Here is an 11,075-nt window from a genome sequence, read left to right on the forward strand (position 1 = left end):
CGTTTAGTTAACAGAGGCTTAGGGTGCCTTACAGCACGGTTCCGGGGCCGCGAATACGCGCAAGGCAATCGAAGGCATACTGCGATCGAGGCCGGCGCAGAGCGGCGTGCATGCCGCCCTGCCCGCCCGAACGAACAGCCTGCTCGAAACCCGTCAGATCGGATGGTCGCCCACGTTCGCCCCGAACACGCGCTGGCGCAGCACGGCAAGCTGGTCGCGCGCCTGCGCGGCCTTCTCGAATTCGAGGTTCTTCGCGTAGTCCATCATCTGCTTTTCGAGCTTCTTGATTTCCTTGGCGATCTGCTTCTCGGACATGTCCTCGAACTTCGCGCGCTCCTGCTCCTCGCGCAGCTCGGCGCGGGCTTCATCGACGTTGTAGACGCCGTCGATGATGTCCTTGATGCGCTTCACGACGCCGCGCGGCACGATGCCGTGCTCCTCGTTGAAGTGCATCTGCTTGGCGCGGCGCCGCTCGGTTTCGTCGATGGCACGGCGCATCGAGTCCGTGATGCGGTCGCCATAGAGGATCGCCTTGCCGTTCACGTTACGCGCGGCGCGGCCGATCGTCTGGATGAGCGAGCGCTCGGCGCGCAGGAAGCCTTCCTTGTCGGCGTCGAGAATCGCCACGAGCGAGACCTCGGGAATATCGAGGCCCTCGCGCAGCAGGTTAATGCCCACGAGCACGTCGAACGTGCCCAGACGCAGGTCGCGGATGATCTCCACGCGCTCGACCGTGTCGATGTCGCTGTGCAGATAGCGCACCTTCACGCCGTGGTCGGCGAGGAACTCGGTGAGCTGCTCGGCCATGCGCTTGGTGAGCGTGGTCACCAGCACGCGCTCGCCCACGGCCACGCGCTCGTTGATCTCGCCGAGCACGTCGTCGACCTGGGTCGATGCGGGCCGCACTTCGATCACCGGGTCGACGAGGCCCGTGGGACGCACGACCTGCTCGGCGATCTGGCCCGTCACCTTCTTCTCGTAGTCGGCCGGCGTGGCCGAGACGAACACCACCTGGCGCATCTTGCGCTCGAACTCGTTGAACTTGAGCGGCCGGTTATCGAGCGCCGAAGGCAGCCGGAAGCCGTAATCGACGAGATTTTCCTTGCGCGCGCGGTCGCCGTTGTACATGCCGTTGAACTGGCCGATCAGCACGTGCGACTCGTCGAGGAACATCATGGCATCGGTCGGCAGGTAATCGACGAGCGTGGGCGGCGGCTCGCCGGGCAGCGCGCCCGAGAAGTGCCGCGAGTAGTTCTCGATGCCCTTGCAGAAGCCCAGCTCCTGAAGCATTTCCAGATCGAAGCGCGTGCGCTGCTCGAGGCGCTGCGCCTCCACGAGCTTGCCTTCCGCATGGAAGAACTCGAGGCGCTCGCGCAATTCCGACTTGATGGTTTCGACGGCGCGCAGCACGGTCTCGCGCGGCGTCACATAGTGCGACGACGGATACACCGTAAAGCGCGGAATCTTCTGGCGCACGCGGCCCGTGAGCGGATCGAACAGCTGCAGCGTCTCCACTTCGTCGTCGAACAGCTCCACGCGCACCGCCATTTCGGCGTGCTCCGCCGGGAAGATGTCGATGGTGTCGCCGCGCACGCGGAAGGTGCCGCGCTGGAAGTCCTGCTCGTTGCGCGTGTATTGCATGGCGATCAGGCGCGCGATGACGTCGCGCTGGCCGAGCTTGTCGCCGTGGCGCAGCGTGAGAATCATCTGGTGGTATTCGGACGGATTGCCGATACCGTAGATCGCCGAAACCGTCGCGACGATCACCACGTCGCGCCGCTCCATCAGGCTCTTGGTGGCCGACAGCCGCATCTGCTCGATGTGCTCGTTGATCGACGAATCCTTCTCGATGAAGAGATCGCGCTGCGGCACATAGGCTTCCGGCTGGTAGTAGTCGTAGTACGAGACGAAGTACTCGACGGCGTTGCGCGGAAAGAATTCGCGGAATTCCGCATAGAGTTGCGCAGCGAGCGTCTTGTTCGGCGCGAACACGATGGCCGGGCGGCCGAGGCGCGCGATCGTGTTCGCCATCGTGTAGGTCTTGCCCGAGCCCGTCACGCCGAGCAGCGTCTGGAACGAGAGGCCGTCTTCCACGCCTTCGACGAGCGTTTCGATGGCCGTAGGCTGGTCGCCGGCAGGCAGGTACGGCTGGTAGAGCTGGAACGGCGAGCCTTCGTACTGGATGAATTTCGACTCGTCGAGCGCGGGCGCGTCGGCGACGGGGTGGTCGGACATGGGGGGCATCCTGTGCGCGGAGCAAACAACTATTCTAGCGTCTCGCCGCATCTTGCCGAGGGGCGAGCCTGGGTGGATCTGGGTGAACCTGAGGGTCTGCATGCTAGATGGGGTGCGGCGGCCGGCCCTGCAAGGGCCGCGCGCGGCGATGGCGGCCGGCGGCCGGTGAACGCTGCGCAACGACGCGGCAGAAATCGCCCAATCGCGCCGGAAATAGCCCCGAAAACGGCGCGGGGAATGGCAAATCCGCGGAAATCCCGCTTGAGGATTCGTTACAATAGCGAGTTCCGTGGCCGGTGCAGCATGTGGCCCAACCGATCTTCCTTCACTTTTGCCGAACGATCATGTCCCTCTTTTCCGCTGTCGAACTCGCCCCCCGCGACCCGATCCTGGGTCTGAACGAAGCCTATAACGCCGATGCGCGCGCGACCAAGGTGAACCTCGGCGTGGGCGTGTACACCAACGAGGAAGGCAAGATTCCGCTGCTGCGCGCGGTGCGCGAAGCAGAAAAGGCCCGCGTGGAAGCCGGTCTGCCGCGCGGCTATCTGCCGATCGAAGGTCTGGCCGCCTATGACGCCGCGGTGCAAAAGCTGCTGCTCGGCGACGACTCGCCGCTGATCGCCGCGGGCCGCGTCGTCACGGCGCAGGCGCTGGGCGGCACGGGCGCGCTCAAGATCGGCGCCGACTTCCTCAAGCGCGTGAACCCGAACAGCAAGGTCGCGATCAGCGACCCGAGCTGGGAAAACCACCGCGCCCTGTTCGAAAGCGCGGGTTTTGAAGTCGTCGCGTATCCGTACTACGACGCGCAAACCAACGGCGTGAACTTCGAAGGCATGCTGAGCGCGCTGAACGGCTACGCCGCCGGCACCGTCGTCGTGCTGCACGCGTGCTGCCACAACCCGACCGGCGTGGACCTCACGATCGACCAGTGGAAGCAGGTCATCGAGGCCGTGAAGGCGCGCGGCCTGGTGCCGTTCCTCGACATCGCCTATCAAGGCTTCGGCGACGGCATCGCGGAAGACGGCGAAGTCGTGCGCCTCTTCGCCGCTTCGGAACTCAACGTGTTCGTCTCGTCGTCGTTCTCGAAGTCGTTCTCGCTGTACGGCGAGCGCGTGGGCGCGCTGTCGATCCTCACCGCCAGCAAGGAAGAGTCGGCGCGCGTGCTCTCGCAACTCAAGCGCGTGATCCGCACGAACTACTCGAACCCGCCGACGCACGGCGGCTCGGTGGTCGCAGCCGTGCTCGGCTCGGCCGACCTGCGCGCCATGTGGGAAGCGGAACTCGGCGAAATGCGCAACCGCATCCGCGCGATGCGCACGGGCCTCGTCGAGCGTCTCACGGCCGCCGGCGTGGACCGCGACTTCAACTTCATCAACGTGCAGCGCGGCATGTTCTCGTACTCGGGCCTGACCGCTGCCCAAGTCGACCGCCTGCGCGAAGAGTTCGGCATCTATGCCGTGAGCACGGGCCGCATCTGCGTGGCCGCCCTGAACACGCGCAACCTCGACGTCGTGGCGAGCGCAGTCGCCCAAGTGCTGAAGTAAGCGCGTTCGCCAGCAAGACGGGCCGCTGCGAAGCGGCTTGCTGGCGCGATAAAAAAGGCGTCCGTTCTTGCGAACGGACGCCTTTTTCTTTGGCGAACGCCCTGGAAAACTTCGCCGGAAAACGTCAGCTGCCGTGGCCTCGCGAATCGCGATGGATATCGTGCGTGACGAAGCCCGAGTCGTTGTCCGGCTTGTCGAGCCAGTCCGGCTGCGCGAGCGAGGCGCGGATATCCTGCAGGCCGCTAGCCCAGTGCTCGTGCATGGTCGAGAGGCCGAACTGGTAATCCTTGAAGTGCCCCTCGTATTCCTTCTGCCGGTAGATGAGGTGGATCACGTTGTACTTCTTCGAGCACGAAAGCTCGTCCGCCAGCGCGACCCACGGGTCATTGCGATGCTCGGGCGCGACGCGGTCGAGCACCTCGCGCAGCACATGCCGGTAACGCTGCGAGCGCTGCAGAATATCGGTCACGAGGCGCGTGCGGCTCGAATACTGAATGTCCTTCACGCGTCCCTGCACGTCGATGAGGTTGTCGGGCACCGGCCCGCGCGCGCTCCAGAGATCGACCTGAAACGCGAGCGTGTCGCGCCGCGGCGTAGTCTGGATCACTTCATAGAGCGGCGTGTTCGACATCAGGCCGCCGTCCCAGTAGTACTCGCCGTCGATCTCCACGGCCGCGAAGCCCGGCGGCAGTGCGCCCGAGGCGATGAAATGCTCGGGACGCAAGGTCGTGGTCTTGTTGTCGAAGTAGACGAAGTTGCCGCTGCCCACGTTGACCGCGCCCACCGACACGCGCGTTTCGCCCGAGTTGATGCGCTCGAAGTCGCACAGGCGTTCCAGCGTGGCCTTGAGCGGCTTGGTGTCGTAGTAGCTGGCCGTTTCGGGCGAACCCGATCCGTTGGGCAGCGGCGGCGGAAAGCGCGGCACGAAGAAGCCCTTCTGCCCTTCCACGATCGCACCTGCCGCCTGCATGGCCGTGAAGGTCTTGCGCACGGCGGCGTTCGCATTGAAGAGCGCGTGCTCGACGAAGGGCGGCAGTGGGAAGCTGAAGGCCGGCTGGCAGATCGTCTCCCAGAACTCGCGCAGCCGCGCCACGCGATGTTCGGGCGCATTGCCCGCGATGATGGCGGTATTGAGCGCGCCGATCGAGATACCCGCGATCCAGTTCGGCGCGATGCCGGCCTCGACGAGCCCTTCGTACACGCCCGCCTGATACGCGCCGAGCGCACCGCCCCCCTGCAGCGTGAGCGCGATGGTTTCCCATTCCTTCGCTTCCGCGCCACAGTCCGAAACATGTGGCTGTGGTGCGCTCCCCTGCGGTGCGTTGCCGATACGCGCGCCGGTATGCGCACCGACCTCGTCGTCGACTGCGCTCGACTGGACCTGCCCCTTCTTGCGTTGCGCCATTGCTGCGCCTCCTCGGCCCGATGCCTGCGTTATTGCATGAACCAGCCGTGGCTCACCACGAAGGACTGGCCCGTAAACGCTGCGCTCGGGAACGCCGAGAGGAACAGCACGGTTTGCGCGACGTCGTCGACGGTCGTAAAGATGCCGTCCACCGTGCCGCCGAGCATCACGCGCTTGACCACTTCTTCTTCGGAAATGCCGAGTTCCTTCGCCTGCTCGGGAATCTGCTTTTCGACCAGCGGCGTGCGCACGAAGCCCGGACACACCACATGCGAGCGCACGTTGTGCTTGCCGCCTTCCTTGGCGAGCACGCGCGCGAGGCCGAGCAGCGCGTGCTTGGCCGCGACATAGGCCGACTTGAGCGGCGACGCTTCGTGCGAGTGCACCGAACCCATGTAGATCACGACGCCGCCGCGGTCGTCCTGGTACATGTGCTTGAGCACCGCCTTGGTGGTGAGGAATGCGCCGTCCACGTGGATGGCCTGCATCTTTTTCCAGTCGGAGAACGCGTAGTTCTCGATCGGGTTCACGATCTGGATGCCGGCGTTCGAGATCAGGATGTCCACCGGGCCGAGTTCGGCCGCGACGCGGTCGATGCCCTGATTCACGGCCTCTTCACTCGTGACGTCCATGGCGACGCCGATGGCCTTGCCGCCTGCGCCCTTGATCTCTTCGGCCACGGCGTCCGCGCCGCTCTGGTTCAGGTCGGCGATGGCGACTGCGGCGCCCGCCTGCGCGAGCGTGAGGGCAATCTGCTTGCCAATGCCGCTGGCCGCGCCGGTAACGACTGCGACCTTGCCATCGAGTTTCGTGTTCAGGGAGAGAGACGACATCGGGCACCTCCAGGTGAGTGAACGGGACAGGATGAAACCTCGGAGCGCGCGCCGTCAAACCTGACGAATGGCTTATGCCATCCGGCCGGATGTTGCGTCGCGGCCAACGAGGCTATTGTGCATGAAGGCGCCTCGTCGAAGCATCGAGCACGACAGGCAAAAGAGATTTTCGCCGCACTGCAAGGGGCGGCGCGCGGCGCAAGCCCTTTCAGCAGCAACGGCCAAGTCGTGCTAGTTTTATCGGCTCACAAGGAGGCGTTCATGAACTATCGGCGACTGGGCCGCTCAGGCCTGCAGGTAAGCGAACTGTCCATCGGCTCGTGGGTCACCTACGGCAACCAGGTCGACGCCAGGCTCGCGCGCGAATCGCTCGCGGCAGCGCGCGACGCGGGCATCAACTTCTTCGACAACGCCGAGGCCTATGCCGGCGGCAAGTCCGAAGAGCTCATGGGCCAGGCGCTCAAAGAGCTCGCATGGCCGCGCGTGAGCTATGTGGTCTCGACCAAGTTCTACTGGGGCTTGAACGAAGCGCCCAACCAGTACCACACGCTCAACCGCAAGTACCTCATGAACGCCATCGACGGCTCGCTCACGCGGCTGCAACTCGATTACGTCGATCTCGTGTTCTGCCACCGCCCCGACCCGAACACGCCGGTCGAAGAAACCGTCTGGGCGATGAGCGACATGATCACGCGCGGCAAGGCGCTCTACTGGGGCACCTCGGAGTGGAGCGCCGACGAAATCCGCGCCGCGTGGGAAATCGCGGAGCGCCACCACCTGCACAAGCCGGTCATGGAGCAGCCGCAGTACAACCTGTTCCACCGCACGCGCGTGGAAGACGAATACCGTCGGCTCTACGAGGACATCGGCCTCGGCCTCACCACCTGGAGCCCGCTCGCCTCGGGTCTGCTCACCGGCAAGTACCGCGGCGGCGTGCCGTCGGGCAGCCGCGCGGAACTGCAGGGCTACGACTGGTTGCGCAAGAACGTCACCGACCCCGACAAGAACGAGATCGTCGGCAAGCTCGCCGAGTTCGCGAAACAACTCGACTGCTCGGTGGGACAACTGGCGCTCGCGTGGATCCTGACGAATCCGCGCGTGAGCACGGTCATCACCGGGGCCTCGCGCATCGAGCAGATCGGCGAAAATATGAAGGCGCGCGACGTGGCGGAAAAGATCACGCCGGACATCAAGGCGCAGATCGAGGCGATCGTCGGCGACGCTTACGACTGATGTAGGGCGCGTGCCCGCAAGGCGCGGGCCGCCCGAAACCGCGGGGCGGGCTCACGCGCGGGCGTAGCCGGCCAGGCGGCGTACCGCGGCTCACGTATTGCGGTGGCGTACAATACGCGGCCTCGCGGGCGGCGCCGTCATCGCGCCGCCGCTGCCGTCTTCCCCGTTTTCACCGGACCTCGTGTCCCGTCCATCATGCTGAGCTACCGTCACGCCTTCCACGCCGGCAATCATGCCGATGTCCTGAAACACGCCGTCGTCGTGCAATTGCTGCATTACCTCGGCAAGAAGGACAAGGCGTACTGGTACATCGACACCCACGCGGGCGCCGGCGCCTATGCATTGCGCGAAGGCTACGCGACGAAGAATGCCGAGTTCGACACGGGCATCGGCAAGCTGTGGGGCCGCAACGACCTGCCCGCGGCGCTGGCGGACTACGTCGACGAAGTGGCGGCACTGAACCCCGACGGCGAACTGCGCTTCTACCCAGGTTCCCCCTATCTCGCGTGGCGTCTCATGCGCGAGCAGGACCGCATGCGGCTGTTCGAATTGCACAGCACGGAAATCGACGTGCTGCGCCACCGCTTCCACGACGCGGGCCGCCGCGTGATGATCTACGCAGGCGACGGCTTCGACGGCATCAAGGCGCTCCTGCCCCCGCCGCCGCGCCGGGCGCTCGTGCTGATCGACCCGTCTTTCGAGGACAAGCGCGACTACGCGCGCACGCTGACGTGCGTCGAAGAAAGCCTCAAGCGCTTCGCCAACGGCACCTATGCGGTCTGGTATCCGCAAGTCACGCGTCCCGAATCGCAGCGCTTCCCGGAGCAGCTCAAGCGCCTGCAGAACAAGAACTGGCTGCACCTCTCGTTTTCGGTGAGCAACCCGCCCGAAGACGGCTTCGGCCTCTACGGCAGCGGCATGTTCATCCTGAACCCGCCCTACACGCTCGAAGCGCAGATGAAAGAGGCGCTGCCGTGGCTCGTGAAGACGCTCGGCCAGGACGCCGGCGCGCAATTCAGGATCGAGTCGCGCGGCGACTGAGCCGGGACTCAACCCCGCGCGAGCGGCCTTACTGCCCGGATGGCAGCGGCTGGGGAAGCGGCGGCGTCGGGCGATGAGGGGGGCGCGGCGGTCGCGGCGGCGGAGTCGGCCGCCCACCACCCTGCTGCACTTCCACGTACGGCGCGACGACATACGGCTGCGACGAATCCGGCGCGAGACCCGCCGGTTGCACCGCCTGAACCATCGGCTCGGGCGAGAGCGGCGCGTTTTGCAGCACCAGCCCCGGCTGGCCGTCGCTGATCCCTCTTTGTGTATCCAGAATGAGCGGCTGCCCGGCATGCGCGCCGGCGTTGGCGCACGCCATGACGACGGCGATCAGGCCCGCACGCGCAACAGAAAAACGACGCAACGCGCGGCGAGGCGACACAGGCGTGCGGTGGGAAATGCGGTCTTGCACCATGAACGGCCCCCGGAGAGAAAGCGACACCATTGCTATGACGGCTGGTCGCAAAAAAGACTTTACCTTACCCCGGTGGGAAGGCTCAGGCTCTGTTCCATCGGTGGTGCAGAAATGACAAAGCCCCGCCAATGCGGGGCTTGAGATCGTGCTGCTCCAACCGGACCGAGCCCGGCTGAAACTGGCTTACAGCGAGTTGTAGCCGTTCGTTTCGATCGAACGAAGGCGCTGCTCGAGCTGGACGATATCGGCCGACGAGGCGAGATACGCTTCGCGGCGACGACGTTCAGCAGTTTCAAACCAGTTGCTCAGCTTTTCAAGAACGAATGCAAACATGATGGTGTGCTCCAGGGATTCGGTTCGGCGATCCCCGGTGAATTCGCATCAGGGATAACCCTCATCAGGGATAACCCGTATTGTAGCGGTTGCACCGAACTTTGCTAGTGAATTGCCCGAATACTGTGCATTCCATTTTGGAATGACCCCAGAGAGCGAATTGGCAACATCATGTTTTATCGACACATTTTCCGGCGGTTTCGCAGAGACTTGGCGGCAATCCCGTTTTGTCGCACCAATACGGTGCGCACAGCCCATGCGGTTGCGTCAATTTGCCCGCCGCGGTTGCACCTGCGTTCAGTGAACGTGGCCGGGCTCGTGGCATTCTGCCGGGGCGACGTCGGCAAGCCGTTCGATGATCGGGCAGTCGGGCCGGTCGTTGCCCTGGCAGTGCGAGGCCAGGTGGGCGAGCGTGTCGCGCATCTGGGACAGTTCGGCGATGCGCTGGTCGAGTTCGGCGACGTGTTCGAGCGCGATCGACTTGACCTCGGCGCTCGCGCGGGAGCGGTCGTGCCAGAGCGCCAGCAGGCGCCGGATGTCGTCCACGAGAAAGCCCATCCGGCGCGCCTGGCGGATGAAGCGCAGCGAATGCACTTCCTCCGCCCCGTATACCCGGTAGCCGGACTCCGTGCGCCCCTTGGGCGCCAGCAGCCCGACGCTTTCGTAGTACCGGATCATTTTTGCCGTCACGCCCGATTCGCGCGCCGCTTCGCCGATGTTCACGCCGTTCTCCCGCTGTCTGGCCGATCGTTTGATCAATGCTCTGATCGTACACCTTCCCACAATGGGAAGGTCCAGTGCGACGTCCGGTCCCCGCTGGCATAATCCGCCGGCGGCCTCATATCGGGTAGTAACCAGCCTCAATCTCTGAAAAAAGGAACACACGATGATCCAGTTCAACGTCGAAGGCATGAGCTGCCAGCACTGCGTAGGCGCCGTCACGCGCGCGATCCACGAACACGACGCGCAAGCCCGGGTCGAGATCGATCTGGCCGCCGGCCGCGTGAAGGTCGAGTCGAGCCAGAGCGCCGAAGTCCTGAAGTCGGCGATCGACGAAGCCGGCTACACCGTCGTCGGCACGGCCAGCGTCTGACGGACCGGGCCATGTTCAAGGTTGCCGTGATCGGCGCGTCTGGCCTGCTTGGGCGCGCCGTGGTGCGCGAACTGGCCGCCGAGACCGCCTGGCAAGTCGTGCCGACCGCGTTTCGGCACGGCGGCCCGCAGCAGACCGTGCTCGATGTGCGCGACGCGCAGGCCGTGAACGCGTTCGTCGAGCGCGAGGCGCCCGACGCGATCGTGCTGGCCGCCGCCGAGCGCCGCCCCGACGTGTGCGAGCACGATCCGGCGGCGGCGCGCGCGCTCAACGTCGATGCGGTGCGCAGCGTCGCCGCGGCGGCGCGGCAGCGCGGCGCATGGGTGCTGTCGATCTCCACCGACTACGTCTTCGACGGGACGCAACCGCCCTACCGCGCCGGCGACACGCCGAATCCGCTCAACGCCTATGGCCACAGCAAGCTCGAAGGCGAGCGGGCCTTGCTCGAAACCAGCGACAACGCCCTCGTGCTGCGCCTGCCCTTGCTGTACGGGCCGATCGTCGGCTGGCACGAATCCGCGGTCACGAGCCTCGTGCCGGCCATCGTCGCTTCGGCAGAGCCCGGCGCGCAGGCGGCGCCGATGGACGCGTGGGCCACGCGCTACCCCACTTTCACGCCCGACGTGGCGTTCGCGATCCGCGAACTGTTGCTGCGCTGTGCGGACGGCAACGCGGTGCGCGGGGTCGCGCAGTGGTCCGGCGACGAGCCGATGACGAAGTACGACATCGCCCAACGGATCGCGCAGGCACTTGGCATTGAGGCGCGTCTGCTCGCACAGCCGACGCCCACCGACGCCACCCCGCGCCCGCGCGACTGTCATCTCGATTCGAGCCGCCTCGAAACGCTGGGGATGGGCCGCCGCACGCCGTTCGACGTGGCGATTCGCGCCGTGCTCGACGCTTTCATGGGAGACGGCGGGCAGCGCAACGCGTAGCG

General features: G+C 65.4%; 11 protein-coding genes. 5 read left to right on the forward strand and 6 right to left on the reverse strand.

The genetic code is table 11. The annotated features are described in order from the left end of the window. Positions 1-153: 153 nt before the first annotated feature. Entirely contained in the window at positions 154-2,235 is a 2,082-nt protein-coding gene (uvrB, locus tag AB4Y40_RS04255) for an excinuclease ABC subunit UvrB (RefSeq protein ID WP_368686570.1), read from the reverse strand. Between the two features lie 344 nt (positions 2,236-2,579). Here uvrB and AB4Y40_RS04260 point away from each other — a divergent pair, with 344 nt between their 5' ends. After that, a complete protein-coding gene (locus AB4Y40_RS04260; RefSeq protein ID WP_368686571.1) occupies positions 2,580-3,779 on the forward strand; it encodes an amino acid aminotransferase in 1,200 nt (399 codons plus the stop codon). Positions 3,780-3,903: 124 nt separating this feature from the next. Here AB4Y40_RS04260 and AB4Y40_RS04265 read toward each other — a convergent pair whose 3' ends face one another. Together AB4Y40_RS04265 and AB4Y40_RS04270 are read right to left on the reverse strand one after the other, a co-directional pair. Then, positions 3,904-5,184, reverse strand: coding sequence for a DUF3734 domain-containing protein (locus AB4Y40_RS04265; protein ID WP_368686572.1), 1,281 nt, complete (start codon positions 5,182-5,184; stop codon positions 3,904-3,906). 29 nt (positions 5,185-5,213) lie between these two features. Further along, positions 5,214-6,017, reverse strand: coding sequence for a 3-hydroxybutyrate dehydrogenase (locus AB4Y40_RS04270; protein ID WP_368686573.1), 804 nt, complete (start codon positions 6,015-6,017; stop codon positions 5,214-5,216). 261 nt (positions 6,018-6,278) lie between these two features. On the opposite strand from AB4Y40_RS04270, the gene AB4Y40_RS04275 reads away from it, so the two are divergent. Both AB4Y40_RS04275 and AB4Y40_RS04280 read left to right on the forward strand, forming a co-directional pair. Continuing rightward, on the forward strand, positions 6,279-7,250 hold the full coding sequence (locus tag AB4Y40_RS04275; protein ID WP_368686574.1) for a potassium channel beta subunit family protein: 972 nt from the start codon (positions 6,279-6,281) through the stop codon (positions 7,248-7,250). Between the two features lie 195 nt (positions 7,251-7,445). Beyond that, positions 7,446-8,291 (forward strand): 23S rRNA (adenine(2030)-N(6))-methyltransferase RlmJ, encoded by an 846-nt coding sequence (locus AB4Y40_RS04280; RefSeq protein WP_368686575.1) that lies wholly within the window; start codon positions 7,446-7,448, stop codon positions 8,289-8,291. Positions 8,292-8,319: 28 nt separating this feature from the next. Here the strand turns inward: AB4Y40_RS04280 and AB4Y40_RS04285 are convergent, their stop codons facing one another. From AB4Y40_RS04285 to cueR, 3 genes are all read right to left on the reverse strand, one after another. Continuing rightward, complete coding sequence (locus AB4Y40_RS04285) at positions 8,320-8,712, reverse strand: hypothetical protein (protein ID WP_368686576.1); 393 nt, start codon at positions 8,710-8,712, stop codon at positions 8,320-8,322. A 183-nt stretch (positions 8,713-8,895) separates the two neighbouring features. Then, complete coding sequence (locus tag AB4Y40_RS04290) at positions 8,896-9,045, reverse strand: DUF3563 family protein (RefSeq protein ID WP_110388587.1); 150 nt, start codon at positions 9,043-9,045, stop codon at positions 8,896-8,898. Between the two features lie 297 nt (positions 9,046-9,342). Further along, complete coding sequence (cueR, locus tag AB4Y40_RS04295) at positions 9,343-9,768, reverse strand: Cu(I)-responsive transcriptional regulator (RefSeq protein WP_368686577.1); 426 nt, start codon at positions 9,766-9,768, stop codon at positions 9,343-9,345. A 163-nt stretch (positions 9,769-9,931) separates the two neighbouring features. Between cueR and AB4Y40_RS04300 the strand changes: the two genes are divergently transcribed. Next, the gene (locus tag AB4Y40_RS04300) at positions 9,932-10,138 is read left to right on the forward strand and encodes a heavy-metal-associated domain-containing protein (protein WP_201698136.1); all 207 of its coding nucleotides are present in this window, start codon (positions 9,932-9,934) and stop codon (positions 10,136-10,138) included. 11 nt (positions 10,139-10,149) lie between these two features. After that, positions 10,150-11,073 (forward strand): dTDP-4-dehydrorhamnose reductase family protein, encoded by a 924-nt coding sequence (locus tag AB4Y40_RS04305; RefSeq protein WP_368686578.1) that lies wholly within the window; start codon positions 10,150-10,152, stop codon positions 11,071-11,073. The last annotated feature ends 2 nt before the right edge of the window (positions 11,074-11,075 follow it).

Source organism: Paraburkholderia sp. EG287B (genome assembly GCF_040965595.1).
Lineage (GTDB): Bacteria > Pseudomonadota > Gammaproteobacteria > Burkholderiales > Burkholderiaceae > Paraburkholderia.

Bases quoted from the DNA above. Each gene is read 5' to 3' on its own strand.
- uvrB (WP_368686570.1), bottom strand. From the start codon at position 2,235: ATGTCCGACCACCCCGTCGCCGACGCGCCCGCGCTCGACGAGTCGAAA.
- AB4Y40_RS04260 (WP_368686571.1), top strand. From the start codon at position 2,580: ATGTCCCTCTTTTCCGCTGTCGAACTCGCCCCCCGCGACCCGATCCTG.
- AB4Y40_RS04265 (WP_368686572.1), bottom strand. From the start codon at position 5,184: ATGGCGCAACGCAAGAAGGGGCAGGTCCAGTCGAGCGCAGTCGACGAC.
- AB4Y40_RS04270 (WP_368686573.1), bottom strand. From the start codon at position 6,017: ATGTCGTCTCTCTCCCTGAACACGAAACTCGATGGCAAGGTCGCAGTC.
- AB4Y40_RS04275 (WP_368686574.1), top strand. From the start codon at position 6,279: ATGAACTATCGGCGACTGGGCCGCTCAGGCCTGCAGGTAAGCGAACTG.
- AB4Y40_RS04280 (WP_368686575.1), top strand. From the start codon at position 7,446: ATGCTGAGCTACCGTCACGCCTTCCACGCCGGCAATCATGCCGATGTC.
- AB4Y40_RS04285 (WP_368686576.1), bottom strand. From the start codon at position 8,712: ATGGTGCAAGACCGCATTTCCCACCGCACGCCTGTGTCGCCTCGCCGC.
- AB4Y40_RS04290 (WP_110388587.1), bottom strand. From the start codon at position 9,045: ATGTTTGCATTCGTTCTTGAAAAGCTGAGCAACTGGTTTGAAACTGCT.
- AB4Y40_RS04300 (WP_201698136.1), top strand. From the start codon at position 9,932: ATGATCCAGTTCAACGTCGAAGGCATGAGCTGCCAGCACTGCGTAGGC.
- AB4Y40_RS04305 (WP_368686578.1), top strand. From the start codon at position 10,150: ATGTTCAAGGTTGCCGTGATCGGCGCGTCTGGCCTGCTTGGGCGCGCC.